At 61.0% G+C, this 26,097-nt stretch carries 22 protein-coding genes; 6 read left to right on the top strand and 16 right to left on the bottom strand.

What is annotated here, in order from left to right; translation table 11 throughout:
* Window positions 1-26 precede the first annotated feature (26 nt).
* Window positions 27-1,436 (bottom strand): heavy metal sensor histidine kinase, encoded by a 1,410-nt coding sequence (locus tag BMZ46_RS22325; protein WP_074688966.1) that lies wholly within the window; start codon window positions 1,434-1,436, stop codon window positions 27-29.
* Complete coding sequence (locus tag BMZ46_RS22320) at window positions 1,433-2,107, bottom strand: heavy metal response regulator transcription factor (protein WP_007951475.1); 675 nt, start codon at window positions 2,105-2,107, stop codon at window positions 1,433-1,435. The genes BMZ46_RS22325 and BMZ46_RS22320 overlap by 4 nt, the downstream gene beginning before the upstream one ends.
* A gap of 407 nt (window positions 2,108-2,514) precedes the next feature.
* On the opposite strand from BMZ46_RS22320, the gene BMZ46_RS22315 reads away from it, so the two are divergent.
* The 5 genes from BMZ46_RS22315 (at window position 2,515) to BMZ46_RS22295 (ending at window position 8,920) form a co-directional block, all read left to right on the top strand.
* The gene (locus BMZ46_RS22315) at window positions 2,515-3,762 is read left to right on the top strand and encodes a TolC family protein (protein WP_074688964.1); all 1,248 of its coding nucleotides are present in this window, start codon (window positions 2,515-2,517) and stop codon (window positions 3,760-3,762) included.
* A gap of 49 nt (window positions 3,763-3,811) precedes the next feature.
* The gene (locus BMZ46_RS22310) at window positions 3,812-5,005 is read left to right on the top strand and encodes an efflux RND transporter periplasmic adaptor subunit (RefSeq protein ID WP_074688961.1); all 1,194 of its coding nucleotides are present in this window, start codon (window positions 3,812-3,814) and stop codon (window positions 5,003-5,005) included.
* A 15-nt stretch (window positions 5,006-5,020) separates the two neighbouring features.
* Window positions 5,021-8,173 carry an efflux RND transporter permease subunit gene (locus BMZ46_RS22305; protein WP_074688959.1) on the top strand — a complete coding sequence of 1,051 codons (3,153 nt, stop codon included), beginning with the start codon at window positions 5,021-5,023 and terminating at the stop codon, window positions 8,171-8,173.
* Between the two features lie 134 nt (window positions 8,174-8,307).
* A complete protein-coding gene (locus tag BMZ46_RS22300; RefSeq protein WP_039767439.1) occupies window positions 8,308-8,508 on the top strand; it encodes a co-regulatory protein PtrA N-terminal domain-containing protein in 201 nt (66 codons plus the stop codon).
* Window positions 8,509-8,587: 79 nt separating this feature from the next.
* Window positions 8,588-8,920, top strand: coding sequence for a DUF2790 domain-containing protein (locus BMZ46_RS22295; RefSeq protein WP_039767437.1), 333 nt, complete (start codon window positions 8,588-8,590; stop codon window positions 8,918-8,920).
* Between the two features lie 149 nt (window positions 8,921-9,069).
* Here BMZ46_RS22295 and BMZ46_RS22290 read toward each other — a convergent pair whose 3' ends face one another.
* A complete protein-coding gene (locus BMZ46_RS22290; protein ID WP_074688957.1) occupies window positions 9,070-10,395 on the bottom strand; it encodes an OprD family porin in 1,326 nt (441 codons plus the stop codon).
* A gap of 147 nt (window positions 10,396-10,542) precedes the next feature.
* Complete coding sequence (locus tag BMZ46_RS29175) at window positions 10,543-10,722, bottom strand: hypothetical protein (RefSeq protein ID WP_134333884.1); 180 nt, start codon at window positions 10,720-10,722, stop codon at window positions 10,543-10,545.
* A 327-nt stretch (window positions 10,723-11,049) separates the two neighbouring features.
* Here BMZ46_RS29175 and BMZ46_RS22285 point away from each other — a divergent pair, with 327 nt between their 5' ends.
* Window positions 11,050-11,523: a GNAT family N-acetyltransferase gene (locus tag BMZ46_RS22285; RefSeq protein WP_074688955.1), complete on the top strand. Its 474-nt coding sequence runs from the start codon at window positions 11,050-11,052 to the stop codon at window positions 11,521-11,523.
* A gap of 58 nt (window positions 11,524-11,581) precedes the next feature.
* On the opposite strand, the gene nuoN is transcribed toward BMZ46_RS22285, so the two are convergent.
* The 12 genes from nuoN to BMZ46_RS22225 form a co-directional block, all read right to left on the bottom strand.
* Complete coding sequence (gene nuoN / locus BMZ46_RS22280; protein ID WP_011334964.1) at window positions 11,582-13,045, bottom strand: NADH-quinone oxidoreductase subunit NuoN; 1,464 nt, start codon at window positions 13,043-13,045, stop codon at window positions 11,582-11,584.
* A gap of 7 nt (window positions 13,046-13,052) precedes the next feature.
* A complete protein-coding gene (gene nuoM, locus BMZ46_RS22275) occupies window positions 13,053-14,585 on the bottom strand; it encodes an NADH-quinone oxidoreductase subunit M (RefSeq protein WP_039767431.1) in 1,533 nt (510 codons plus the stop codon).
* 39 nt (window positions 14,586-14,624) lie between these two features.
* Window positions 14,625-16,478 carry an NADH-quinone oxidoreductase subunit L gene (nuoL, locus tag BMZ46_RS22270; RefSeq protein ID WP_074688953.1) on the bottom strand — a complete coding sequence of 618 codons (1,854 nt, stop codon included), beginning with the start codon at window positions 16,476-16,478 and terminating at the stop codon, window positions 14,625-14,627.
* A complete protein-coding gene (gene nuoK, locus BMZ46_RS22265) occupies window positions 16,475-16,783 on the bottom strand; it encodes an NADH-quinone oxidoreductase subunit NuoK (RefSeq protein ID WP_003180046.1) in 309 nt (102 codons plus the stop codon). The genes nuoL and nuoK overlap by 4 nt, the downstream gene beginning before the upstream one ends.
* A gap of 3 nt (window positions 16,784-16,786) precedes the next feature.
* Window positions 16,787-17,287, bottom strand: a complete 501-nt coding sequence (gene nuoJ, locus BMZ46_RS22260; protein ID WP_007951462.1) for an NADH-quinone oxidoreductase subunit J — start codon at window positions 17,285-17,287, stop codon at window positions 16,787-16,789.
* A gap of 9 nt (window positions 17,288-17,296) precedes the next feature.
* Window positions 17,297-17,845 carry an NADH-quinone oxidoreductase subunit NuoI gene (gene nuoI / locus BMZ46_RS22255; protein ID WP_007951461.1) on the bottom strand — a complete coding sequence of 183 codons (549 nt, stop codon included), beginning with the start codon at window positions 17,843-17,845 and terminating at the stop codon, window positions 17,297-17,299.
* Between the two features lie 11 nt (window positions 17,846-17,856).
* Complete coding sequence (gene nuoH, locus BMZ46_RS22250; RefSeq protein WP_039767427.1) at window positions 17,857-18,864, bottom strand: NADH-quinone oxidoreductase subunit NuoH; 1,008 nt, start codon at window positions 18,862-18,864, stop codon at window positions 17,857-17,859.
* A complete protein-coding gene (gene nuoG / locus BMZ46_RS22245; protein ID WP_074688951.1) occupies window positions 18,861-21,575 on the bottom strand; it encodes an NADH-quinone oxidoreductase subunit NuoG in 2,715 nt (904 codons plus the stop codon). The genes nuoH and nuoG overlap by 4 nt, the downstream gene beginning before the upstream one ends.
* A gap of 136 nt (window positions 21,576-21,711) precedes the next feature.
* Window positions 21,712-23,067, bottom strand: coding sequence for an NADH-quinone oxidoreductase subunit NuoF (nuoF, locus tag BMZ46_RS22240; RefSeq protein ID WP_074688949.1), 1,356 nt, complete (start codon window positions 23,065-23,067; stop codon window positions 21,712-21,714).
* Window positions 23,064-23,561, bottom strand: coding sequence for an NADH-quinone oxidoreductase subunit NuoE (gene nuoE, locus BMZ46_RS22235; RefSeq protein ID WP_003223804.1), 498 nt, complete (start codon window positions 23,559-23,561; stop codon window positions 23,064-23,066). The genes nuoF and nuoE overlap by 4 nt, the downstream gene beginning before the upstream one ends.
* A 2-nt stretch (window positions 23,562-23,563) precedes the next feature.
* Window positions 23,564-25,348 carry an NADH-quinone oxidoreductase subunit C/D gene (nuoC, locus tag BMZ46_RS22230; RefSeq protein WP_074689310.1) on the bottom strand — a complete coding sequence of 595 codons (1,785 nt, stop codon included), beginning with the start codon at window positions 25,346-25,348 and terminating at the stop codon, window positions 23,564-23,566.
* Between the two features lie 69 nt (window positions 25,349-25,417).
* Window positions 25,418-26,092 carry a NuoB/complex I 20 kDa subunit family protein gene (locus tag BMZ46_RS22225; protein WP_007951456.1) on the bottom strand — a complete coding sequence of 225 codons (675 nt, stop codon included), beginning with the start codon at window positions 26,090-26,092 and terminating at the stop codon, window positions 25,418-25,420.
* Window positions 26,093-26,097: the final 5 nt, after the last annotated feature.

Below are 26,097 nucleotides of genomic sequence, written 5' to 3'. Positions count from 1 at the left end.
AACACCGCACAAATCGGCTTGAAGGTTCAGTGCCGTTCCGGGTGCGTCACGGGAAACACCAGACTGAATATCGTCATCGCCCCCGGTCGGCTTTGAACCTGCGCAGAGCCCTGATGCAGGGTCATGATCGAGTGCACGATGGCCAGTCCCAGGCCGGTACTGCCCTGTGACCGGGTGCGGCTGCTGTCGACCCGGTAAAAACGGTCGAACAGATACGGCAGGTGCTGCGCTTCGATGCCCGCACCGGGATTGCTCACCCGCAATGACACCTCGTTCGGCGCCTGTTCGATGAACAGCGAAACGGTCTTGCCGGACGGGCAGTGGCGCAGGGCATTGGACAGCAGATTGGAAATCGCTCGCTGAATCATCAGCCGGTCGCCCGACACCTGAGCGCTGCCGATGACTTTCAGGTCGATCTGTTTGTCCTGCGCCGTCAGAGAAAACAGGTCAGCCACCCTGGACGCCTCTTCTTCCAGCGCAATCGGCTCGAACGAGGCATGCGCCGCAGGCTGGCTGGCCTGGGCCAGGAACAGCATGTCCGAGACAATCCGCGCGACCCGCTCCAGCTCTTCGGTGCAGGACACCAGAACGTTGGTGTATTCCTCGACCGACCGCTCGCGCGACAGCGTCACCTGGGCCTTGCCCATCAGGTTGTTGATCGGCGTGCGCAGCTCGTGGGCCAGGTCATCGGAGAACTGCGACAACTGCTGCACGCCGCTGTCCAGGCGATCGAGCATGACGTTGATGCCCTGCGCCAGTTCGCTGAGTTCCTGGGGCATGTTCAGCACCGACAGGCGATGGTCGAGATCCTGCGTCGTCACTCGCGCCGCCACTTTGCGAAACTCGCGCAACGGTGCCAGCCCTCGCTGCACGGCACCCCATGCGGTCAGGCCGATGAATACCAGCAGCAACGGCAAAGCCATCAATGTCGAGCGCAAATAAGCACTGAGCAAGGCCTGATCGTGGGCGTTATCCATCGACAGCAGGACCGGTACGCTGCTGCCGTCCTTGAGGCGAATCAGCTTGGAGACGGTGAGAAACTTCGCACCTTCGGCATCGGCGCTGTCGGTGTGGGTCAACTGATCGGTTGTCGCCCGTACCGCCTTCAGTTCAACGCGCGGATCGGTCAGACCCGAACCGGACTTGAGCAGCGGGGTGCGCAGGTTGTTCAGGTCATAAATAGTCAGGGTCAGGTTGTCGTGCCCCATGACCTGATCGAGCAGAATGTGCGGCTTGGCGCTGATCTCGCCGGTGTCGAAGTACAGCGTCAGGCTGTGCTCGACCTGTTCCAGCTTCTTTTCCAGGCTGTCGCGCGATAGCGCGTTCAGCTCGTGGGTCAGGGCGAAATACGCGAGGATCGCCAGGAACACCACCAGCAGCGCGCCGAGAATGCTGACCGTCAGACCCAGCCGCAGCGACAGGCTCGCAGGCTTCATTCCCGCGCCTCCAGCACATAGCCGACACCGCGCAGGGTGTGGATCAGTTTGCTGTCGAACGGGTCGTCGATCTTCGCCCGCAAGCGACGGATCGAAACTTCGACCACGTTGGTGTCGCAGTCGAAATTCATGTCCCACACCAGCGAGATGATCTGGGTGCGGGTCAGCACTTCGCCGGACTGGCGCATCAGCAGGTGCAGCAGGGCAAACTCCTTGGTGGTCAGGTCGATGCGCTGGGTGCCGCGAAAGGCCCGGTGACGGCCCGGATCGAGTTCCAGATCGGCGACCTTGAGCACCTGCGGCACCGGAATATTTTCACTGCGCCGCATCAACGTGCGTACCCGGGCCAGCAGTTCCGGAAACTCGAACGGCTTGACCAGATAATCGTCGGCGCCCAGGTCCAGACCCCGGATCTTGTCCGCCAGCCGCCCGCGTGCGGTGAGCATCATCACCCGGGTGGAGTGGGTGCGACGCAGTTGTTCCAGCACGCTCCAGCCGTCGAGTTCCGGCAGATTCACATCGAGAATGATCAGGTCATAAACCTGTTGTTGCGCCAGGTGCAAACCATCCGCGCCATTGACCGCGTGATCAACGATATAACCACTTTCGGTCAGGCCCTGATGCAAGTATTCGGCAGCTTTAAGCTCGTCCTCGACGACAAGGATTCGCATGATGTTTCACCACTTTTAATGAATGGGTATTTAAGTAAGTGAGTCTGGAAGTTGCAGTTTTTGCAGGGACTTCCTGACGGACTTGGAGCTGAGTGGCGTGTACCGTAAAGGCTGTAGTGGCTACAGAGTCAACGCCTGAGCCCTTTAAATCGGCCATCCGCGACAGCCTGTCGCAGCGAAATGGCGCTTTTTCCATGACTTCCATTTCGGCAAGTGCTGTTCGGCGGATAACTAACGTGCATTTGTTTCGATGTATTGCAACAAAGCCATTCGAACTTCGAATCCTAGAGCAAAACAACTTCGATTAACCGTGGATAACGGATTTGTAATGTTCACGTCACCTTGTCGATAAGTTCAAAACCCTACCGTGGCGCCATCAACGATTCTTGATTGAAGGAAGTCTTCCATTGCCCGGTTTAATTGAACTGACGGCGCGCTCACGCCTGAAAAAAACCGCCAGCGGCCTGTTGTTGCTGGCTTGTACCAGCCTTGCCAGTGCGTCGACTTTGACGCTGGATCAGGCGTTGCAAACCGCCTTCGCCAGCAACCCGGAGCTGGCCGCCGCGCAGTGGGAAATCGGCATTGCCGAAGGTGACCGCAAGCAGGCCGGGCTGATCCCCAACCCCGAGGTGTCGTGGGAGGCCGAAGACACCCGGCGTGAATCACGCACCACCACGGTGATGCTCAGCCAGCCGATCGAGCTGGGCGGCAAGCGCGGCGCGCGGATTGATGTGGCGAGTCGTGCCCAGGATGCCGCCGGCATCGAGCTGGAGCGCAAGCGCAACGTCCTGCGCGCCGACGTGCTTCAAGCGTTCAACGGCGCGCAGACCGCGCAGCAACGTTTGCAACTGGCCCGGCAGTCGCTGCAACTCGCCGAGCACGGTTTGCGTGTGGCTCAGGGGCGGATCGAGGCGGGCAAGTCGTCGCCGGTAGAAGGCACGCGGGCGCAAGTGCAGCTTTCGGAAGTGCGCCTGGAATTGAGCCGCGCCGAGCGTGATCAGGCCAATGCGTACCAGCAGTTGGCGCAGGTCATGGGCGCACCGTTGCCGACGTCGACTACGGTGCAGACCGCAACTCAAAGTCTGCCCAGCGTACCGCCGCCCACCCGTTTGCTTGAGCGTCTGAACGAGACCGCGGAGCTGCGGCTGGCCAGGTTGCAGATCGACCAGCGCGAAGCGTCGCTGGGGCTGGAAAAGTCCCAGCGGATTCCCGATCTCACCGTCAGCATCGGCAGCCAGTACAGCGAAACCGGGCGCGAGCGGGTCAACGTGGTCGGGCTGTCGATGCCGATTCCGCTTTTCAACCGCAATCAGGGCAACGTGCTGGCGGCGGCGCGGCGTACCGATCAGGCGCGGGACCTGCGCAACGCCACCGAACTGCGCTTGCGCACGGAAATCCAGACCACGCTGGCGCAATGGCAGACCGCCAACGGCGAAATCCAGGCATTCGACCGGACCATCCTGCCCGCCGCGCAAAGTGCGGTCGACAACGCCACTCGCGGTTTCGAAATGGGCAAGTTCGGCTTCCTCGACGTGCTCGATGCCCAGCGCACATTGATCGCCGCTCGCAGCCAATACATCCAGGCGGTGAGCGAGGCGACCGACGCCCGGGTCCGCATCGAACGCATCTTCGGCGACCTCAGCGCCAACCCTTGAATTTCAACGTTCTGATTACTGCGCGATGGTTTGGCGCAGAGGAGTTTCCATGGATAAAAAACTGATCGTGGTTGCTGCGGCGACCTTGGCGCTGGGCATTGGCATCGGCTCGATGTGGAGCGGCAATGCGTCTGTCGATGCGCATGCCGATGAAGCGGCGGAGCACGCCGACCATGCCGAAGAAGGCGCCGCCGCTGACGGCAGGCACGACGAAGAAGGGCACATCGAACTGACGGCCGAGCAGATCGCGGCGGCGGGGATTCAACTGGCCGCCGCCCGGGCGCAGAACTTCAGCCTCGGTCTGTCGTTCCCCGGCGAAGTGCGCTTCGACGAAGACCGCACCGCGCATGTGGTGCCGCGCGTACCGGGCGTGGTCGAGTCGGTGTCGGTCAATCTTGGGCAGTCGGTGAAGAAGGGCCAGTTGCTGGCGGTGATCGCCAGTCAGCAGATTTCCGATCAGCGCAGCGAGCAGGCAGCCGCGCAACGCCGCTTGGCCCTGGCCCGCACGACGTTCGAACGCGAGAAGAAACTGTGGCAGGACAGGATCTCCGCCGAACAGGATTTCCTCCAGGCACGTCAGGCCCTGGAGGAAGCCGAAATTGCCGTGAGCAATGCCCGGCAAAAGATCAGCGTGCTCAGTGGCAGCGTGGTCGCCACTGGTGGCAATCGCTATGAACTGCGCGCGCCTTTCGATGGCGTGGTGGTAGAAAAACACCTGACGCCGGGCGAAGTGGTCGATGAAACCACGGCAGCGTTCACGCTCTCGGATTTGTCGCGGGTGTGGGTCACGTTCGGCGTGTCACCGAAAGACTTGAACAAGGTGCAAGTGGGCAAACCCGTCACCGTCAGTGCGGCGGAATTGAACGCCGAAGTCAGCGGCACCGTGACCTACGTCGGCAGCCTGCTCGGCGAACAGACCCGCACCGCGACCGTGCGCGTCACCCTGGAAAACCCGCAAGGCTCCTGGCGCCCGGGCCTGTTTGTCACCGCGCTGGTCGCCACCGACAGCCGCCAGGCCAAAGTCGCCGTACCGGAAACCGCAATCCAGACCGTCGAGGACAAGCCCACGGTGTTTGTGCGCACCGACAACGGCTTCAAGGCGCAAGCAGTGGAGCTGGGCAGTCGCGCGGCAGGCCAGGCGGAAGTCATCGCCGGACTGGAACCGGGCGTGCAAGTCGCCAGTACCGGCAGCTTCGTCCTCAAATCGGAGCTGGGCAAAGCCTCGGCCGAGCACAGTCATTAATCGCGGAAGACTCCCATGTTCGAACGCCTGATCCAGTTTGCCATCGAGCAGCGCATCATCGTGCTGCTCGCCGTTCTGCTCATGGCCGGCCTCGGCATCGCCAGTTATCAGAAACTGCCGATCGACGCCGTGCCCGACATCACCAACGTCCAGGTGCAGATCAACACCGGTGCAGCGGGATTCTCGCCACTGGAAACCGAGCAGCGCATTACGTTCCCGATTGAAACCGCGATGGCCGGTTTGCCAGCGCTGGAGCAGACCCGCTCGCTGTCGCGTTCGGGGTTGTCCCAGGTCACGGTGATCTTCAAGGAAGGCACCGATCTGTTCTTTGCCCGGCAATTGGTCAACGAACGATTGCAGTCCGCCAAGGAGCAGTTGCCCGAGGGCGTGGAAGCGGTGATGGGGCCGATCTCCACCGGGCTCGGCGAGATCTTTTTGTGGACGGTCGAGACCAAGGAAGGCGCACTGAAGGACGACGGTACGCCCTACACGCCGACCGACTTGCGGGTGATTCAGGACTGGATCATCAAGCCGCAACTGCGCAACGTCCCCGGCGTGGCGGAGATCAACACCATCGGCGGTTTTGCCAAGGAATATCAGATCGCGCCCGATCCGAAAAAACTCGCGGCCTACAAACTGACCCTCACCGATCTGGTGACGGCGCTGGAGCGCAACAACGCCAACGTCGGCGCCGGGTACATCGAGCGCAGCGGCGAGCAATTGCTGATTCGCGCGCCGGGCCAGGTAGCGAGCACCGAGGACATCGCCAACATCGTCATGGCCAACGTCGACGGCACGCCGATCCGGATCAAGAACGTCGCCACCGTGGACATCGGCCGCGAACTGCGCAGCGGCGCCGCCACGGAAAATGGCCTGGAAGTGGTGCTTGGCACGGTGTTCATGTTGATCGGTGAAAACAGCCGCACGGTCTCCCAGGCCGTCGCCGCGAAGCTCGAACAGATCAACAAGTCGTTGCCCGCCGGCGTGATCGCGGTGCCGGTGTACGACCGCACGCATCTGGTCGACAAGGCCATCGCCACGGTGAAGAAGAACCTCGTCGAAGGCGCGATTCTGGTGATCGCAATCCTGTTTCTGTTCCTCGGCAATATCCGCGCTGCGCTGATCACGGCGATGGTGATTCCGCTGTCGATGTTGTTCACCTTCACCGGCATGTTCAGCAACAAGGTCAGCGCCAACCTGATGAGCCTCGGCGCGCTGGACTTCGGCATCATCGTCGATGGTGCGGTGGTGATCGTCGAAAATACGCTGCGACGACTGGCCCATGCGCAGCAGCATCACGGGCGTCTGCTGACGCGATCCGAACGTTTCCATGAAGTGTTTGCAGCAGCGAAAGAGGCGCGGCGACCGCTGATTTTCGGCCAGTTGATCATCATGGTGGTGTACCTGCCGATCTTCGCCCTGAGCGGCGTCGAGGGGAAAATGTTCCACCCGATGGCGTTTACCGTAGTCATCGCGTTGCTTGGCGCCATGCTGTTGTCCGTGACTTTTGTGCCGGCGGCGATTGCGCTGTTCGTGACCGGCAAGGTCAAGGAAGAGGAGGGCGTGGTGATGCGCGGCGCGCGTCGCGTTTATGCGCCGACGCTGAACTGGGTCATGTCCCATCGGACGATGGCGGTCGGCGCGGCGTTGGCTGTGATTGTGCTCAGTGGCGTGGTCACCAGCCGCATGGGCAGCGAGTTTGTGCCGAGTCTCAGCGAGGGCGATTTTGCCTTGCAGGCGTTGCGCGTGCCGGGCACCAGCCTGACGCAATCGGTGGACATGCAGCAGCGGCTGGAAACGTTGATCCTGGCCAAAGTGCCCGAGGTTGAACGCGTGTTCGCCCGTACCGGTACTGCGGAAATCGCCTCTGACCCGATGCCGCCGAACATCTCCGACAGCTACGTAATGCTCAAGCCCAAAGAGCAATGGCCGGAGCCGGGCAAGTCCCGCGAAACCCTGATGGCCGAGCTGCAACAAGCCGCGGCAACGCTGCCGGGCAGTAACTATGAACTGTCGCAGCCGATCCAGTTGCGCTTCAACGAGCTGATCTCCGGCGTGCGCAGCGACGTGGCGGTCAAGGTGTTCGGTGATGACATGGACGTGCTCAACGCCACGGCGGCGAAGATTGCCGTCGCGATGCAGAAGGTCAACGGCGCGTCCGAGGTCAAGGTCGAGCAAACCAGCGGTCTGCCGGTGCTGACCATCAATATCGACCGCGACAAGGCCGCGCGTTACGGGCTCAACGTCGGCGATGTGCAGGACACCATTGCGGTGGCCGTCGGTGGGCAGAAGGCCGGCACTCTGTATGAGGGGGACCGTCGATTCGACATGGTGGTGCGCTTGTCCGACGCCATGCGCAAGGACATCGACGGGTTGTCGGCACTGCTGATTCCGGTGCCGGCGGCGGGTGGTGATGCTTCCAGTCAGATTGGCTTCATTGCGCTGAAGGACGTTGCCAGCCTCGATCTGGTGCTGGGGCCGAATCAGGTCAGCCGCGAGAACGGCAAGCGCCTGGTGATCGTCAGCGCCAACGTGCGTGGGCGCGACATCGGTTCTTTTGTCGCCGAGGCGGGCGATGCGATCGAGCGCGACGTGCAGGTGCCGGCAGGTTACTGGACCACCTGGGGCGGGCAGTTCGAGCAACTGCAATCGGCGGCCAAGCGCTTGCAGATCGTGGTGCCGGTGGCGTTGCTGCTGGTGTTCGGGTTGCTGTTCATGATGTTCAACAACCTCAAGGACGGCTTGCTGGTGTTCACCGGGATTCCGTTTGCGCTGACCGGCGGGGTCATGGCGTTGTGGCTGCGGGATATTCCGCTGTCGATCTCGGCGGGTGTCGGGTTTATCGCGCTGTCCGGCGTGGCGGTGCTCAACGGGCTGGTGATGATCGCGTTTATCCGCAACTTGCGGGAGGAAGGGCGCTCGCTGTCCGAAGCGATTCACGAAGGTGCGCTGACGCGATTGCGCCCGGTGTTGATGACGGCGCTGGTGGCGTCCCTGGGCTTCATTCCGATGGCCCTGGCGACCGGCACCGGGGCCGAGGTGCAGCGACCGCTGGCAACGGTGGTGATTGGTGGAATTCTGTCCTCGACCATTCTCACGCTGCTGATCCTGCCGGCGTTGTATCAGCTGGCGCATCGTCGGGATGAGGAAGCGCCTACGGCGGCCTAGTCAATTTTTCCCTCAACAACAGGCCCGCCATTGCGGGCCTTTCTACATAACGGATATGTAATTTCGGCGCCACCGTCACGAAAGGTTCGGATTGTTACCTTGATCCCGTCAGTGACTTGAATGAGGAATGAACGATGAAACTTGCACAGATTGGCGCGTTTGCCGTGGCTCTGATGATGTCTTCCCTGGTGTTGGCCGAAGGTGGCGGCGACCGCACTTTCGACCGAATGATGGCCGCCAATGACCGCTCGATGGAGGTGTTTGCTGCGAAGGAAAAGGCCCGTGATCCGTTCGTTGTGAACGACAAGAAGGACGACAAGACCCAAGACCTGTAAGCGTGCTGCCAGTGAATGAGCCCGTCATCGCGCATCGATGGTGGGCTTTTTTATGAGTCGTGTTTTGAAGGAAACGAATATGAAAACTCTAAAGCTGTTGGCGTTCACCGCTGTCATGGCGATGTCCTTGAATGTGTTGGCCGAAGGCGGTGGCGACAGAACGTTCGACCGGGCGCTCAGTGCCAACACCAAAGCCATGGAGCAGTACGCGGCCAGTCAGGGCAAAGCGGCGCCGGTGGTCAAGGAATACGGGTACGGAATGAAGCTGGATGTGAAGAAGGTGGTGAGCGTTGTCCGGCCGAAAAATGAATGCGCGGTCGTGCCGGCTGCGATGACTTACGAGGACTCCAAGGGGCAGCTCAATACGGTCACTTACAACGTGATGGGCAATTGTCGTCAGCAGGGTGGCTGACGCTAATCCCTGCTGAAACGCCCGGTTCATGTGCAGTGAGTCGGGCTTTTTTTCGGGCGCAAAAAAGGCGCCCCGAAGGACGCCAAAGATTCACCTCTTACCAAAGGAGCAAGGAGCTTCTAAAGGTGAATGGGCATTGCTCGTGAAACTCAGAGAATCGCCAGCGGGTATTCGACGATCACCCGCACTTCATCCAGGTCTGACTCGAATGCGGTGGCGCGGGTCGTGGCCTGGCGCAGACGCAGCGACAGGTCTTTCATCGAACCGCTCTGCACCACGTATTTGACTTCGATGTCACGCTCCCAGCGCTTCTGGTCAGTCAGCGGATTGCCCTCGGCATCGCGGCGCATGTACACGGCGTTGGCGTTGGAGTAATCGGCGTCGGTGCCGCGTGCATAACGGGTCATGAACGACAGGCCCGGTACGCCGTAAGTAGTCATGTCGAGGTCGTAGCGCACCATCCAGGAACGCTCTTTCGGTGAGTTGAAGTCGCTGTACTGGATCGAGTTGTCGAGGAGGATCGAGTCGGACTGACGCAGGTAATCGAAGTCGTCATTGCCGTTGTTGCGCTGGTGGGAAATGGCGACGGAGTGGGCGCCGAGTTTCACGCCGACGCGGCCGCTCCAGATGTTGTTGTCGAACTCGCCGAGCAATTGTTTGCCCTCGTCGACAGCCTTGTAGTAATTCAGGCCGCCGAACAGCGACAGGTCATCCGACAGTGGATACGTCCAGGCGGTGCCGGTGTAGTACTGGTTCCAGGCATCTTTGAGGCGGCTGGAGTACAGGCTGAAACTCAGGTTTTTGTTCAGCGCGTAATCGCCGCCGCCGTAAGCAATCCACGGCGAATTGACCGGGCCGGCATAGAAGGTCGCGAAGTTTTCGCGCAGGTCGCTGGACACCGGTTGGCTCATCGCATGCAGCCGGCCGCCCTGGATCGACAGACCTTCGATGCTGGTGTTGATCGCCGTCACGCCGCGAAAACTTTCCGGCAGCAATCGCGAATCGCCCGCCGCGACCACCGGGTTGGCCGGGAACACATCACCGACTTTCACCACCGTATCGAAAGCCCGCACTTTGGCGGCGCCACCGACCTTGCTGTATTCGTCCCGCGCTTCACCGTCGCTGTTGACCGGCAATACATCGAACGAACTGCGGCCACCGTTACGGCCGTCGCCGGTGTCGAGCTTCAGGCCGATCATCGCAAACGCATCCACCCCGACCCCGACGGTGCCCTGGGTGAAACCGGATTCGAACTTGCCGATGATGCCGTGGGCCCAGGCTTCGGAATAACCATTGCCCGTGGGACTGGACTGGCCGTTGCGGTGGTCACGGTTGAAGTAAAGGTTACGGTTGAGCACCGTCAGGCTGCTGCCTTCGATAAACCCTTCGGGTTTTTCTTCTGCAAACACCGTGGACGGCCCGGCGCCGACAACCACTGCCAGAGCGGCCATCGACATTTTTGTGTTGTTAACCATCAATCACTCCTTGGGTTCGGCAGAACGGGAACGAGCTTCGGCGTGGGTTTTATTGTTCGACGGACAAGGGGCCCGCCGGCATGGTCGCCGGGTGTCATCGTTGCAGGCTGCAGATAACGCGGAGATGATTGGGGAATTACAATTTCGTTAGGTGGATTTGGTTGGTGTTCGACTATTCAGCTTGGGGCAGATTTCTATTTCCCCACTGGTGATCGGTATTCGCTTTGGCAAATTCAGCGTGTGGGTTTTCAGAGTGATTTTGCCTTCGCGTGCGGCTGCCAAGTCTCTGAGGCCATCCATCAGTTCCGAAAAAATTTCGCGTTTCATTGTTCGTCCTCGTCTCGATTGAGCTCTTGAGCAGGCAAACAACATAGTGGTATTGCCCCTGGGCTGGCTGTAGGACGAAACGGATATGCTGGCGAGAGCTTTCGATAAAGAAGAGAAGAAGCTTCGCAATTGACGTGACCGAACAATCCGCAGCACTATCCAGCCATGAATGCCCAACATCGAATGACCATGATGTGCTCCTCTATGACCGCTTCCGGCGGGCCATAAGGTCATGCATGTCTGGTCAATGACGTGTTACCCAAAGCCCCGCCAGAAATGGACGGGGCTTTTTCATTGCCCGTCCGCACATGGCTCAAGGAGAGAGATATGTTCGAAATGAAAAGAGCCGAACCGGACGATGCCGGGATAGCGTTCGAGATTCGGCGACAGGCGATCCGGCATCAATGCATCGGTGCCTACAGCGAGCAGCAAATGCTCGACTGGACAAAGGGCTCGGCGGCAGACGGTTATGACACGCTCATGCAAAAGCATTTCTATCTGGGTTGCGTTGAGGGTGAGCCCGTGGCAACCGGCATGCTCGATCTGGAGCACCGCGAAATCGGCGCAATCTTCATCCATCCGGATTTCATGCAGCGCGGTCTGGGTAAGCGTGTGCTGCACTTTCTGGAAGCGCTGGCACAGGATCTGGGACTGGCAGAGGTTTGTCTGGATGCGACGTTGAATGCCGCTGATTTTTATCGGCGTTGCGGTTACGTCGGGGAGGGGAGTGCGATCTACCAATCGCCTTCAGGTCTGCAACTGGCTTGCGTGCCAATGGTGAAAAAACTCAAGACGGTCTAGACGCAAAAACGGCACCCGAAGGTGCCGTTTCTGTTTCTAGCCAACTATCGCTGAGCGATCAGCCCGCCAGGCCCGATTGCTGAACCAGGGTCAGCAGCGGTTGTGGGTAGACGCCGAGGAAGAACGCAACCACAGCGATCGCCAGCAGCATCACGCCGCCTGCTTTCTGTTCCCAGTGCAGTTGGGCGTCGTGGCGGCGCAGGTTCGGTTCGATCAGGTACAGGGTGACCATCACGCGCAGGTAGTAGAACACGCCGATGGCGCTGCCCAGTACCAAGGAACCTACCAGCCACCATTGGTGCGACTCGACACCGGTAGCGATGATGTAGAACTTGCCGATGAAGCCAGCGGTCAGCGGGATACCGGCCAGGGACAGCATCATCACGGTCAGTACGGCGGTCAGGTACGGACGGCGCCAGAACAGGCCGCGGTATTCGTACAGCGCGTCTGCGTCACGGCCGTTGTACGGCGAGGACATCAGGGTGATCACGCCGAAGGCGCCGAGGCTGGTGATCACGTAGGTGACCAGGTACACGCCGATGGCTTCCACCGCCAGACCCTTGCTCGCCACCAGTGCGATCAGCAGGTAGCCGAAGTGCGCGATGGAGGAGTAACCGAGCAGACGCTTGAGGTTGCTCTGGGTCAGGGCCAGCAGGTTACCGAACAGGATCGAAGCGATGGCGATGATGGTCAGCACGTTACTCAGAACGCCACTGCTTGCAGCAGGGGAGATCTGGAACAGACGAACCATGACCGCGAACACAGCTACTTTCGAAGCGGTGGCGAGGAACGCGGCCACCGGTGCCGGAGCACCTTCGTACACGTCCGGCGTCCACAAGTGGAACGGTACCAGCGACAGCTTGAACGCCAGACCGATCAGCATCATGCCCAGGCCCAGTTGCGCCAGCGAGCTTGGCAGGCCGGTCGCGGCCAGGGCCTGACCGATACCGACGAAGCTCAGCGAACCCGAGTCGGCGTACAGCAGCGCCATACCGAACAGCAGGAACGCGGAACCGGCGGCCGACAGCACCATGTACTTGATGCCGGCTTCCAGCGAACGCTTGTTGAAGAAGGCGTAGGCCACCAGACCGTAGACCGGCACCGACAGCAGTTCCAGACCGATGAACAGGCCGGCCAGGTGCTGCGCGCTGACCAGAACCAGGCCACCGGCGGCGGCCATCAGGATCAGCAGGTACAGTTCTTCACGGTTGCCCGGGTAACCCGAACCGCCATCGCCGAGGTAGGCGTGGGCGAGGGTGACGCAAGCGAGGGTGGCGACCAGGATCAGCGCCATGTACAGGCAGGCAAAGGTGTCGATCTGCAGCAATGGAGTCACGGCCAGAGGCGCGACTTTCAGGGCCGGCAGGATCGACAGCAAGGCCAGGTTCAGACCTGCCACCGAAATCAGGAAGGTCTGCGAGTGGTTGCGGCGCCAGGCGATTGCCAGCATCACCACGATAATGGTGAGGCTGGTGATCAACAGTGGCGCAAGCGCAATAAAGTGTTGAATCGTGAATTCCATAGCGCTCTTACCGGGCCGAAGCGAGTTGAGTGAAGGCGGTGCCGAGCCACTGCTGCACGCCATGCATCGTGGCGGCGGAAGTGTCGAGGAACGGTTGCGGGTAGACGCCGAGGTAAATCAGCAGTACCGCAAGGCCCAGCACCATGATCAGTTCGCGACCGTCCATGCCGTGCAGGATCGAATCCGATTTCGACGGACCGAAGTAAGCGCGGTGGATCATGATCAGCGAGTAGACCGAACCGAACACCAGACCGGAAGTGGCAATCGCGGTGATCCATGGCGCACTGGCGAACGTACCGATCAGGATCAGGAACTCGCCGACGAAGTTACCGGTGCCCGGCAGACCCAGAGAGGCGGCTGCGAAGAACAGGCTGATCGCCGGCAGGTAAGCGATACGCGACCACAGACCGCCCATCTCACGCATGTCACGCGTGTGCAGACGCTCGTACAACTGACCGCTCAGGATAAACAGTGCCGCGGCCGACAGACCGTGGGCCAGCATCTGGATCACGGCACCTTGCAGCGCCAGTTGGCTGCCGGAGTAGATGCCGATCAGTACGAAGCCCATGTGGGAAACGGACGAGAAGGCGATCAGACGCTTGATGTCGGTTTGCGCGAAAGCGAGGAACGCACCGTAGAAGATCCCGATCAGACCGAGGGTCATGGCGATCGGCGCGAATTCGGCCGAGGCGTTCGGGAACAGCGGCAGGGCGAAACGCAGCAGACCGTAGGCCGCGGTTTTCAGCAAGATACCGGCGAGGTCGACGGAACCTGCAGTCGGCGCCTGGGCGTGAGCGTCAGGCAGCCAGGAGTGGAACGGAACCACTGGCAGCTTGACCGCGAAGGCGATGAAGAAGCCGAGCATCAGAATGTACTCGGTGGTCATCGACATCTTGGTCTTCAACAGATCGGCGTAGTTGAAGGTGATCACGCCGGTGCTGTTGTAGTTGACCAGGACCAGACCGAGGATCGCCACCAGCATGATCAGGCCGGAAGCCTGAGTGAAGATGAAGAACTTGGTCGCGGCGTAGATCCGGGTTTTCTTGCCGTCCGAAGAACTGTGACCCCAGAGCGCGATGAGGAAGTACATCGGCACCAGCATCATTTCCCAGAAGAAGAAGAACATGAACAGGTCGAGGGCGAGGAACACGCCGACAACGCCGCCCAGAATCCACATCAGGTTCAGGTGGAAGAAGCCAACGTGACGTTGAATCTCTTTCCACGAGCAGAGTACCGACAGGATACCCAGCAGACCGGTCAGCAGGATCATCAGCAGCGACAGGCCGTCGAGGGCCAGGTGCACGTTGATGCCGAAGCGCTGGATCCAGACGTGCTTGAACTCAAGCGTCCAGGTCGGATCGGCGCCAGGCGCCGGTGCAAATGAATAGTCACCGTGGGCCCACAGCCAGAGGCCGAGGGCGAGTTCCAGGGTCATGGTCAACAGCGCAATCCAGCGGGGGAGGGTGGCGCCGAAGCGCTCACCCAGCCAGCACAGCAGGCCGCCGATGAAGGGGATCAGGATTAGCCAAGGCAGAATCATGACGGGCTCGTTTCCTTTCGCAAATTCGCAAGGTTCATATCAGACCGCTACCAGCACGACAGCGCCGATGACCAACACGGCACCAGCAGCCATCGAGGCGGCGTACCAACGCAGTTGACCGGTTTCAGTACGGCTCAGGGCAGTGTGACCACCCTTGGCCATGCGCGGGATCAGACCGATGGTCTGGTCGAGCGGGTCTTTGCGCAGTACATGGCTGATCGCTAGGTACGGCTTGACGAACAGTTTGTCGTAGATCCAGTCGAAGCCCCAGGCAGCGAACCACCAGGCCGAAAGGAGACGGCCGATGCCGCTGTTGGCGATCGCGGTCACGAAGCGACGCTTGCCGAGGAACAGCAGGGCCGCCAGCAGGATACCGGCCAGGGCGATGGCGCCCGAGGCGATTTCCAGACTGTGCTTGGCTTCGCCACCGGCATGGCCAACGCTCTCCGGCAGCACGCCGTGCAGTGGTGGAACGATCATGGCGCCGACGAAGGTCGACAGCACGATCAGCACCGACAGCGGCAGCCAGTGAGCGATGCCGTGACCGGCGTGGGCTTCGGTCTTGGCTTCACCGTGGAACGCGATGAAGATCAGGCGGAAGGTGTACAGCGACGTCATGAATGCGCCGACCAGACCTGCGTACAGCAGACCGTGGTTGCCGCTGGCGAACGCTTCCCAGAGGATTTCGTCCTTGGAGTAGAAACCGGCGGTCACCAGTGGCAGGGCGGCCAGGGCGGCACCACCGACGATGAAGCTGGCGTAGGCCAGCGGCAGTTTCTTCCACAAGCCGCCCATCTTGAAGATGTTCTGCTCGTGGTGGCAGGCAACGATCACCGCACCGGAGGCAAGGAACAGCAGGGCCTTGAAGAAGGCGTGGGTCATCAGGTGGAAGATCGCGCCTTCCCAGGCACCAACGCCCAGCGCCAGGAACATGTAGCCGATCTGGCTCATGGTCGAGTAGGCGAGGATACGTTTGATGTCGGTTTGTACCAGCGCGGCGAAACCGGCCAGTACCAGGGTCACACCACCCACGATGCCGACCAGGTGCAGAATGTCCGGCGCCAGGGCGAACAGACCGTGGGTACGGGCGATCAGGTAGACACCAGCGGTAACCATGGTTGCGGCGTGGATCAGTGCCGAAACCGGGGTAGGGCCGGCCATCGCGTCCGCCAGCCAGGTTTGCAGCGGCAGTTGCGCCGATTTACCGACCGCACCACCCAGCAGCATCAGGGTTGCCAGCACGATCCAGAAATCGCCGACCTTGAAGTGCTCGGGCGCCTTCACCAGCAACTCCTGGACGTTCAGCGTGCCCAGTTGCTGGAACAGGATGAACAGGCCGATCGCCATGAACACGTCGCCGATACGAGTGACGATGAAGGCTTTGAGTGCGGCGTTACCGTTGTTGCGGTTGCTGTAGTAGAAACCGATCAACAGGTACGAGCACAGGCCCACGCCCTCCCAACCGAAGTAGATGAACAGCAGGTTATCGCCCAGGATCAGGAACAGCATGCTGGCGATAAACAGGTTGGTGTACGAGAAGAAGCGCGAGTAACCGTCTTCGCCACGCATGTACCACGATGCAAACAGGTGGATCAGGAAGCCGACACCGACGACCACACCGAGCATGGTCACGGACAGACCATCCAGGTACAGCGCGAAGTCAGGCTGGAAACCTTCCACCGACATCCAGCGCCACAGCACCTGGGTGTAGACGCCACCTTCCGGTGGCGCGACGTTGAATTGCCAGATCACGTAGGCCGCGACGATGGCAGACAGGCCGATGGAGCCGACACCGATCAGCGCCGACAGGTTTTCCGAGAAGCGGCCGCGGGAGAACGACAGCAACAGGAACCCGATCAGAGGGAATACGAAAGTCAGAAAGAGTAGGTTCATCCGCGCATCTCACTGGCAGCGTCGATATCGAGCGTGTGGAAGCGGCGATACAGTTGCAGCAGGATCGCAAGGCCAATACTGGCTTCGGCGGCTGCAAGGCTGATCACCAGGATGAACATGATCTGTCCATCCGGTTGCGCCCAGCGGGCGCCCGCAACGATGAAGGCCAGTGCAGAGGCGTTCATCATCACTTCCAGACTCATCAACACGAACAAAATGTTGCGGCGGACCATCAGGCCGACCAGACCAAGGCAGAACAGGATGCCGGCAACTGCCAGACCATGTTCGAGAGGGATAGCAGGCATGTCTTACTCCTTCGCCTCGTTACGGCCCAAATGGAACGCCGTGACGGCTGCAGCGAGCAGCAGCATCGAGGCGAGTTCGACCACCAGCAGATACGGACCGAACAGGCTGATGCCCACGGCTTTTGCATCGACGGTGGTGTGGCCGATGGCCTGACCGCTCTGGTGAGCGAACAGCACATACAGCAGTTCGGCCAGCAGCAGGGCGGCGAGAATCACCGGCCCCGCCCAGATCCCGGGCTTGAGCCAGGTGCGTTCCTGCTGAACCGAGGCCGGGCCCAGGTTCAGCATCATCACCACGAACACGAACAGCACCATGATGGCGCCAGCGTAAGCGATCACTTCCAGCACGCCGGCGAACGGCGCGCCGAGTGCGAAGAAGGTCATGGCCACGGCGATCAGCGAAATGATCAGGTAGAGCAGGGCGTGCACAGGATTGGTGTTGGTGACCACACGCAGTGTGGACACAACAGCGATACCCGATGCGAAATAGAAAGCGAATTCCATCGTTCTTCCTTAAGGCAGCAAGCTCTTCACGTTGATCGGCTCGGCTTCGTTTTGTGCGGCGCCTTTCGGCTTGCCCGCAACGGCCATACCTGCAACACGATAGAAGTTGTAATCAGGGTTTTTGCCGGGGCCGGAGATCAAAAGATCTTCTTTCTCGTACACCAGGTCCTGACGTTTGAACTCGGCCATCTCGAAATCCGGAGTCAGCTGGATCGCGGTGGTCGGGCAGGCTTCCTCGCAGAGACCGCAGAAAATGCAGCGCGAGAAGTTGATACGGAAGAAGTCCGGGTACCAGCGACCGTCTTCGGTTTCAGCTTTCTGCAGCGAGATGCAACCCACCGGGCACGCCACGGCGCACAGGTTGCAGGCTACGCAGCGTTCTTCGCCGTCGGGGTCGCGGGTCAGGACGATGCGACCACGGTAGCGTGGTGGCAGGTAGACCGGCTCTTCCGGGTATTGCAGGGTGTCGCGCTTGCGAAAGCCATGGCCGAAGACCATGACCAGGCTGCGCAACTGGGTACCGGTACCCTTAACGATGTCGCCAATATATTTGAACATGGGTCAAATCCTCACTGAACCGCAACCGCAGGTGTGTTCCACAACACAACCGCAGCGGTTATCAGCAAATTGATCAGGGTCAGTGGCAGGCAGAATTTCCAGCTGAAATCCATCACCTGGTCATAACGCGGACGCGGGATGGAAGCGCGCAGCAGGATGAACAGCATGATGAAGAACGCGGTCTTCAGTGCGAACCAGACGAAGGACAGTTGCGGCAGGATGCCGAACGGACCGTGCCAGCCACCGAAGAACAGGGTGACCAGCAGCGCCGAGATCAGGATGATGCCGATGTATTCACCGACGAAGAACATGCCCCATTTCATACCGGCGTATTCAATGTGGTAACCGTCGGCCAGTTCCTGTTCCGCTTCCGGCTGGTCGAACGGGTGACGGTGAGTCACGGCCACGCCAGCGATGAAGAAGGTACAGAAGCCGAAGAACTGCGGAATGATGAACCACAGGTTCTGCGCCTGGTACTCGACGATGTCGCGCATGTTGAACGAGCCGACCTGCACCACGATGCCCATCAGGGCCAGGCCCATGAACACTTCGTAGGACACGGTCTGCGCCGAGGCACGCAAGCTGCCCAGAAGGGCGAACTTGTTGTTACTCGACCAGCCGGCGAACAGCACCGCGTAAACCGACAGACCAGCCATGGCGAAGAAGAACAGCAGGCCGATGTTCAGATCCGCCACGCCCCAGGTCGGGGTGATCGGGATGATCGCGAAAGCGATCAGCAGGGCGGACATGGCCACCACCGGTGCCAGGGTGAAAATCACCTTGTCGGCAAACGGCGGGGTCCAGTCTTCCTTGAAGAACATCTTCAGCATGTCGGCTGCGATCTGGAACATGCCGAACGGGCCAACGCGGTTCGGACCGTAACGGTCCTGCCACCAGCCCAGCAGGCGACGCTCGACAAAGCTGAGCAGCGCGCCTGCGACCACCACGGCCAGCAGGATCACGATGGCCTTGATGACCGTCAGGATCACATCGATCACTTCAGGGGTGAACCAGCTCATTGCGCTGCCTCCTGCAGACCATCAACGGTTTGGCCGAAAATCGCCGGCGGAATGCCTGCCAGACCGGCCGGCAGTGCAACCAGGCCAGCGCCCAGCTCTTCATTGATGCGCAGCGGCAGACGCAGGGTCTGGCCGGCAACATTGAGGCTCAGCAGTGCGCCGTCGTTGACGCCCAGGCGGTCCGCTTCGGACTTGGCCAGCGACACGTAAGCAGCCGGAATGCGTTCCTGAACCGGTGCGGCTTTCGACGAGTTCTCGTCGCTGCCGAACAGGTGATAGAACGGCACGGCTTGCCAGGTGCCCTGTGCCGGGTTGAACGCGCGCGGAACACTGGCGAACCAGTTCAGCGAATCACCGCTGCTTTCGATCAGGCGGGTGCCCGGATCGCCAGCGCGCAGGTGACCACCGACCTCGTCCTGGAACTTGTTCCAGGCCTGCGGCGAGTTCCAGCCCGGCGACCAGGCGAACGGCACTTGCTGACGCGGTTCGGCGGATCCCGAGTAACCTTCCATCGAGAAGGCGAACGCGGTGTCCTTGTCTTGCGGGGTGCGTGGTTCGTGAACGCTGATGTCGGCGCGCATCGCAGTGCGACCTGAGTAACGCAGCGGCTCACGGGCCAGTTTCAGACCCTTGATGCGGAACGAGGCGGACGGCGCGGCGTCGACGATACGGGCCAGTTGCGGGGTGCTCGAAGCAACGGCAGCGGTCACGTGGTCGAGTTGCGTCCAGTCGATCGGCTGGTTCAGCAGGGTAGCGCGCAGGGCGTGCAGCCAGCGCCAGCCTTCGTGGACCAGAATGCTCGCGTCCATGTATTGCGGGTCGAAAACCTGGAAGAAGCGCTGGGCGCGACCTTCCTGGCTGACCAGCGTGCCGTCGCCTTCAGCGAAGCTGGCGGCTGGCAGAACCAGATGCGCGCGGTCGCTGGTGGCGGTCTTCTGATGGTCGGCAACAATCACTACTTTCGCAGCGTTCAGTGCCGCATCGACCTTGGCTTTGGCGGTGCGGGTGTACAGATCGTTTTCCAGCACGACGATGGCGTCGGCCTTGCCGTCAATCACGGCTTGCAGCGCAGCATCGACCGACTCGCCACCGAGCATGGCCAGGCCGAGGCTGTTGGCTTCCGGCACGATCAGGCTGATCGAACCGTTCTTCTCGCGCAGCTTCAGGGCCTTGGCGATGTTCGCAGCGGCTTCGATCAAGGCTTTGGAGCCCAGCGAAGTACCGGCGATGATCAGCGGACGCTTGGCCGCGAGCAGGGCGTCGGCGATGCGCTTGGCCAGCTCCAGGGCTTCGGCGTCCAGACCTTCAACGGCCGGTGCGCTGGCGTCCAGGGCGTGAGCCACGGCGAAACCGATGCGTGCCAGATCGTCAGGAGCGGCGTGTACGCATTCTTCGGCGATGTCGTCGAGCTTGGTTTCAGCCAGGCTGGCGATGAACAGCGGGTTCAGTTCGTGCTGACCGATGTTCTTCACCGCAGCGTCGAGCCAAGGCTGAACGCGCATGGCTTCGGCCATGTCTTCGGCCTTGCCTTTGACCGACTGACGCAGGGCCAGGGCCATGCGGGCGGCGGTCTGGGTCAGGTCTTCACCGAGGACGAACACGGCGTCGTGGTCTTCGATGTCGCGCATGTTCGGCACGGGCAGCGGGCTGTCTTTCAGCACTTGCAGGACCAGACGGATGCGTTCCAGCTCGGAGGATTCGATACCGGAGTAGAAGTGCTCGGCACCGACCAGCTCACGCAACGCGTAGTTGCTTTCCAGGCTGGCACGCGGCGAACCGATACCGACGATGTTGCGGCCGCGCAGCAGGTCGGCGGCTTTGTCCAGCGCAGCATCCAGGCCAAGCTTGGTGCCATCGGCCAGCAGCGGCTGACGTGGGCGGTCGGTGCGGTTGACGTAGCCATAACCGAAACGGCCACGGTCGCACAGGAAGTACTGGTTCACCGAACCGTTGTAACGGTTTTCGATGCGACGCAGTTCGCCGTAACGCTCGCCCGGGGAGATGTTGCAACCGCTCGAGCAGCCATGGCAGATGCTCGGCGAGAACTGCATGTCCCACTTGCGGTTGTAGCGCTCGGAGTGAGTCTTGTCGGTGAACACACCGGTCGGGCAGACCTCGGTGAGGTTGCCGGAGAACTCGCTTTCGAGGGTGCCGTCTTCAACGCGACCGAAGTACACGTTGTCGTGGGCGCCGAATACACCGAGGTCGGTGCCGCCGGCGTAATCCTTGTAGAAACGCACGCAGCGGTAGCAGGCGATGCAGCGGTTCATCTCGTGGGAAATGAACGGGCCCAGTTGCTGGTTCTGGTGGGTGCGTTTGGTGAAGCGATAACGGCGCTCGTTGTGGCCGGTCATCACGGTCATGTCTTGCAGGTGGCAGTGACCGCCTTCCTCGCACACAGGGCAGTCGTGCGGGTGGTTGGTCATCAGCCATTCGACGACACTGGCGCGGAACGCCTTGGATTCTTCATCGTCGATGGAGATCCAGGTGTTGTCGGTGGCAGGGGTCATGCAGGACATGACGATGCGACCACGGGTGTCGTTCTCGTCGGTGTACTGCTTGACCGCGCACTGGCGGCAGGCCCCGACGCTACCAAGCGCGGGGTGCCAGCAGAAATAAGGGATGTCGAGGCCCAGCGACAGACATGCCTGTAACAGGTTGTCTGCCCCGTCGACTTCGAGCGCTTTGCCGTCTACGTGGATAGTGGCCATGGTTCAAAGGTCTTCGTTGGCCCGGTGTCAGCGGGCGTGGCTAATGGAATCTTGTTATCCGTCCGAATCCAGTCAGCCCCGAAAGGCGTCATCGGACGAAAGGCGAAGGGCACGGACCCTTCGCCTTTTTAAGCATTTACGCGCCGACTGTGATCGGCTTCGCCAGAGGCGGGACGGTGGCGCTTGCGGGCGCGATACCGGCTTCGAACTCTGGACGGAAGTATTTGATGGCACTGCCCAACGGCTCCACGGCACCCGGTGCGTGAGCACAGAAGGTCTTGCCTGGGCCGAGGAAGTTGACCAGACCCAGCAGGGTCTCGATGTCACCTGGCTGGCCGCGGCCTTGTTCGATGGCCATCAGCAGCTTGACGCTCCATGGCAGGCCATCACGGCAAGGGGTGCAGAAACCGCAGGATTCGCGAGCGAAGAACTGCTCCATGTTGCGCAGCAGGGACACCATGTTGACGCTGTCGTCCACCGCCATGGCCAGGCCGGTACCCATACGGGTGCCCACCTTGGCGATGCCGCCGGCGTACATTTGTGCGTCGAGGTGTTCTGGCAACAGGAAACCGGTACCGGCGCCGCCTGGCTGCCAGGCTTTCAGCTTGAAGCCGTCGCGCATGCCGCCGGCGTAGTCTTCGAACAGCTCGCGACCGGTAACGCCGAATGGCAGTTCCCACAGGCCAGGATTCTTGACCTTGCCGGAGAAGCCCATGAGCTTGGTGCCCATGTCTTCGCTGCCGTCGCGGGCCAACGATTTGTACCAGTCCACGCCGTCGGCAATGATCGCCGGTACGTTGCACAGGGTTTCAACGTTGTTCACGCAGGTCGGCTTGCCCCACACGCCAACGGCGGCAGGGAAGGGCGGCTTGGAGCGCGGGTTGGCGCGGCGGCCTTCGAGGGAGTTGATCAGTGCGGTTTCTTCACCGCAGATGTAACGCCCGGCGCCGGTGTGGACGAACAGCTCGAAATCGAAGCCGCTGCCCAGGATGTTCTTGCCCAACAGGCCCGCTGCCTTGGCTTCTTCCACGGCACGGTTCAGGTGCTTGGCGGCGGTGGTGTACTCGCCACGCAGGAAGATGTAGCCACGGTAGGTTTTCAGCGCGCGGGCGCTGATCAGCATGCCTTCGATCAGCAGATGGGGCAGTTGCTCCATCAGCATGCGGTCTTTCCAGGTGTTCGGCTCCATTTCATCCGCGTTGCACAGCAGGTAGCGGATGTTGATGGATTCGTCCTTGGGCATCAGGCCCCACTTCACGCCAGTGGGGAAGCCTGCACCGCCGCGACCCTTGAGGCCGGCGTCTTTCACGGTCTGGACGATGGCGTCCTGATCCATGTCGGCGAAGGCCTTGCGCGCAGCGGCGTAACCGTTCTTGGCCTGGTACTCGTCGAGCCAGACGGCTTCGCCGTCGTCACGCAGTCGCCAGGTCAGCGGGTGAGTCTCGGCCGAACGCTGGATGCGGTTGGCAGGACCGAAAGAAGTCAGGGTCATACGTAGCCCTCGAGCAGTTTGGCGACGCCGGCAGGCTGGACATCGCCAAAGGTGTCGTCATCGATCATCAGCGCCGGTGCCTTGTCGCAGTTGCCGAGGCAGCAGACCGGCAGCAGGGTGAAACGACCGTCGGCGGTGGTCTGACCCAGGCCGATACCCAGGTTGTTCTGGATTTCGCTGACCACCGACTCGTGGCCGCCGATGTAGCAGACCATGCTGTCGCAGACGCGAATGATGTGACGGCCGACCGGCTGACGGAAGATCTGGCTGTAGAACGTGGCCACGCCTTCAACGTCGCTGGCCGGGATGCCGAGGATCTCGCCGATGGCGTACAGGGCGCCGTCCGGCACCCAGCCGCGTTCCTTCTGAACGATCTTCAGGGCTTCGATCGACGCCGCGCGCGGGTCTTCATAGTGATGCAGCTCGTGCTCGATGGCCGAGCGCTCGGTTTCACTCAAGGTGAAACGGTCTGTCTGGATAAGCGTGCTGTTCATGCTTAGCGGTCCACGTCGGCCATAACGAAGTCGATACTACCCAGGTACGCAATCAGGTCCGCGACCATGCTGCCTTTGATCACCGATGGGATCTGCTGCAGGTGGGCGAAGCTCGGAGTACGGATCCGGGTACGGTAGCTCATGGTGCCGCCGTCGCTCGTCAGGTAATAACTGTTGATGCCCTTGGTCGCTTCGATCATCTGGAAGGATTCGTTGGCCGGCATGACCGGGCCCCACGAAACTTGCAGGAAGTGCGTGATCAGGGTTTCGATGTGCTGCAGCGTGCGCTCTTTCGGCGGCGGCGTGGTCAGCGGGTGATCCGCCTTGTACGGGCCTTCCGGCATGTTGCGCAGGCACTGGTCGATGATCTTGACGCTCTGGCGCATCTCTTCGACGCGAACCATGCAGCGGTCGTAGGCATCGCCGTTGGCAGCCAGCGGTACTTCGAACTCGAAGTTCTCGTAACCGGAGTATGGGCGCGCTTTACGCAGGTCGAAGTCGCAACCGGTGGAACGCAGGCCGGCACCGGTGACGCCCCATTCCAGGGCCTCTTTGGTGTTGTACTGGGCAACGCCGATGGTACGACCCTTGAGGATGCTGTTCTGCAGGGCGGCCTTGGTATATTCGTCGAGGCGCTTCGGCAGCCATTCAACGAAGTCCTTCACCAGTTTTTCCCAGCCGCGCGGCAGGTCGTGAGCGACGCCGCCGATGCGGTACCAGGCCGGGTGCAGACGGAAACCGGTGATGGCTTCGATCACCGTGTACGCCTTCTGGCGGTCGGTGAAGGTGAAGAACACCGGGGTCATGGCGCCAACGTCCTGGATGTAGGTACCCAGGAACAGCAGGTGGCTGGTGATCCGGAAGAACTCGGCCATCATGATGCGGATGACGTCGACCTTCTCGGGTACCTTGATGCCGGCCAGCTTCTCGACCGAGAGCACGTACGGCAGGTTGTTCATCACGCCGCCGAGGTAGTCGATACGGTCGGTGTACGGAATGAAACTGTGCCAGGACTGACGCTCGGCCATCTTCTCGGCGCCACGGTGGTGGTAACCGATGTCCGGAACGCAATCGACGATCTCTTCACCGTCCAGTTGCAGGATGATGCGGAACGCACCGTGAGCCGAAGGGTGGTTCGGACCCAGGTTGAGGAACATGTAGTCCTCGTTCGGGCCGGAGCGCTTCATGCCCCAGTCTTCAGGGCGGAAGCGCGCGGCTTCTTCCTCGAGTTGTTGCTTGGCCAGGTTCAGGCTGAACGGATCGAACTCGGTGGCGCGCGCCGGGAAGTCCTTGCGCAGCGGGTGACCTTCCCAGGTCGGCGGCATCATGATGCGCGACAGGTGCGGGTGACCTTTGAAGTCAATGCCGAACATGTCCCAGACTTCACGCTCGTACCAGTTGGCGTTCGGCCAGATGCTGGTGACGGTCGGCAAGCTGAGGTCGCTCTCGGACAAGGCGACCTTGATCATCACGTCACTATTACGCTCCAGCGACATGAGGTGATAGAACACGGTGAAATCGGCACCGCCCGGCAGCCCTTGACGCTTGGTGCGCAGACGCTCGTCCACGCCGTGCAGGTCATAGAGCATGACGTACGGCTTGGGCAGGTTGCGCAGGAAGGTCAGGACTTCGACGAGCTTGGCGCGGGCCACCCACAGCACCGGCATGCCGGTGCGGGTCGGCTGAGCGGTGAACGCTTCGGCGCCAAAACGGTTGTTCAGTTCGACGACCACATCCTGGTCGTCTGCCTTATAAGGCGGGATGTACAGAGCACTGCCTGTAGTCATGGTTATTTTTTCGCTTTCGGTCAACGTAAAGAATGAAGCCAGCTTCTCGTTTCTTTGAAACAGACTGGATCAGACTTCGTCAGGGCTGCGCAGGTTGGTGACTGCGATTCGCTGTTCGCGGCGCTGTTCCTTCTGCGAAGGCATGTCGGCGCGATAAACGCCTTGATCGCCAACGACCCAGGACAGTGGGCGACGCTCCTGGCCAATGGATTCCTGCAACAGCATCAAGCCTTGCAGAAATGCTTCTGGACGGGGCGGGCAGCCAGGTACGTAGACGTCAACGGGCAGGAACTTGTCCACCCCCTGAACCACGGAGTAGATGTCGTACATGCCGCCGGAGTTGGCGCACGAACCCATCGAGATCACCCACTTGGGTTCGAGCATCTGCTCGTACAGGCGCTGAATGATCGGCGCCATCTTGATGAAGCAGGTCCCGGCGATAACCATGAAGTCGGCCTGACGCGGTGATGCCCGGATAACTTCGGCGCCGAAGCGCGCGATGTCGTGGGGCGCCGTGAAGGCGGTGGTCATTTCCACGTAGCAGCACGACAGACCGAAGTTGTACGGCCACAGGGAGTTCTTACGTCCCCAGTTGACCGCGCCACTCAGCACGTCTTCCAGCTTGCCCATGAAAATGTTTTTGTGGACTTGATCCTCTAACGGATCGGAAACGGTTTCCCGCTGGCCGATCGGATACTGCTCGTTAGGAGCATCGGGGTCGATTCTGGTGAGATTGTATTGCATTGCCA

Origin of the sequence: Pseudomonas sp. NFIX49 (assembly GCF_900115915.1) — a bacterium.
Lineage (GTDB): Bacteria > Pseudomonadota > Gammaproteobacteria > Pseudomonadales > Pseudomonadaceae > Aquipseudomonas > Aquipseudomonas pharyngis.
The sequence above is the reverse complement of the archived record's forward strand: the minus strand, read 5'-3'. Positions and strand labels throughout refer to the sequence as shown.

Excerpts from the sequence above, each read along its gene's own strand:
- nuoH (WP_039767427.1), bottom strand. The coding sequence starts at position 18,864 with ATGAGCTGGTTCACCCCTGAAGTGATCGATGTGATCCTGACGGTCATC.
- BMZ46_RS22325 (WP_074688966.1), bottom strand. The coding sequence starts at position 1,436 with ATGAAGCCTGCGAGCCTGTCGCTGCGGCTGGGTCTGACGGTCAGCATT.
- BMZ46_RS22225 (WP_007951456.1), bottom strand. The coding sequence starts at position 26,092 with ATGCAATACAATCTCACCAGAATCGACCCCGATGCTCCTAACGAGCAG.
- BMZ46_RS22305 (WP_074688959.1), top strand. The coding sequence starts at position 5,021 with ATGTTCGAACGCCTGATCCAGTTTGCCATCGAGCAGCGCATCATCGTG.
- nuoF (WP_074688949.1), bottom strand. The coding sequence starts at position 23,067 with ATGACCCTGACTTCTTTCGGTCCTGCCAACCGCATCCAGCGTTCGGCC.
- BMZ46_RS22290 (WP_074688957.1), bottom strand. The coding sequence starts at position 10,395 with ATGGTTAACAACACAAAAATGTCGATGGCCGCTCTGGCAGTGGTTGTC.
- BMZ46_RS22310 (WP_074688961.1), top strand. The coding sequence starts at position 3,812 with ATGGATAAAAAACTGATCGTGGTTGCTGCGGCGACCTTGGCGCTGGGC.
- nuoN (WP_011334964.1), bottom strand. The coding sequence starts at position 13,045 with ATGGAATTCACGATTCAACACTTTATTGCGCTTGCGCCACTGTTGATC.
- nuoJ (WP_007951462.1), bottom strand. The coding sequence starts at position 17,287 with ATGGAATTCGCTTTCTATTTCGCATCGGGTATCGCTGTTGTGTCCACA.
- BMZ46_RS29175 (WP_134333884.1), bottom strand. The coding sequence starts at position 10,722 with ATGAAACGCGAAATTTTTTCGGAACTGATGGATGGCCTCAGAGACTTG.
- nuoL (WP_074688953.1), bottom strand. The coding sequence starts at position 16,478 with ATGAACCTACTCTTTCTGACTTTCGTATTCCCTCTGATCGGGTTCCTG.
- BMZ46_RS22285 (WP_074688955.1), top strand. The coding sequence starts at position 11,050 with ATGTTCGAAATGAAAAGAGCCGAACCGGACGATGCCGGGATAGCGTTC.
- BMZ46_RS22300 (WP_039767439.1), top strand. The coding sequence starts at position 8,308 with ATGAAACTTGCACAGATTGGCGCGTTTGCCGTGGCTCTGATGATGTCT.
- nuoI (WP_007951461.1), bottom strand. The coding sequence starts at position 17,845 with ATGTTCAAATATATTGGCGACATCGTTAAGGGTACCGGTACCCAGTTG.
- BMZ46_RS22295 (WP_039767437.1), top strand. The coding sequence starts at position 8,588 with ATGAAAACTCTAAAGCTGTTGGCGTTCACCGCTGTCATGGCGATGTCC.
- nuoG (WP_074688951.1), bottom strand. The coding sequence starts at position 21,575 with ATGGCCACTATCCACGTAGACGGCAAAGCGCTCGAAGTCGACGGGGCA.
- BMZ46_RS22320 (WP_007951475.1), bottom strand. The coding sequence starts at position 2,107 with ATGCGAATCCTTGTCGTCGAGGACGAGCTTAAAGCTGCCGAATACTTG.
- nuoK (WP_003180046.1), bottom strand. The coding sequence starts at position 16,783 with ATGCCTGCTATCCCTCTCGAACATGGTCTGGCAGTTGCCGGCATCCTG.
- nuoM (WP_039767431.1), bottom strand. The coding sequence starts at position 14,585 with ATGATTCTGCCTTGGCTAATCCTGATCCCCTTCATCGGCGGCCTGCTG.
- nuoC (WP_074689310.1), bottom strand. The coding sequence starts at position 25,348 with ATGACTACAGGCAGTGCTCTGTACATCCCGCCTTATAAGGCAGACGAC.
- nuoE (WP_003223804.1), bottom strand. The coding sequence starts at position 23,561 with ATGAACAGCACGCTTATCCAGACAGACCGTTTCACCTTGAGTGAAACC.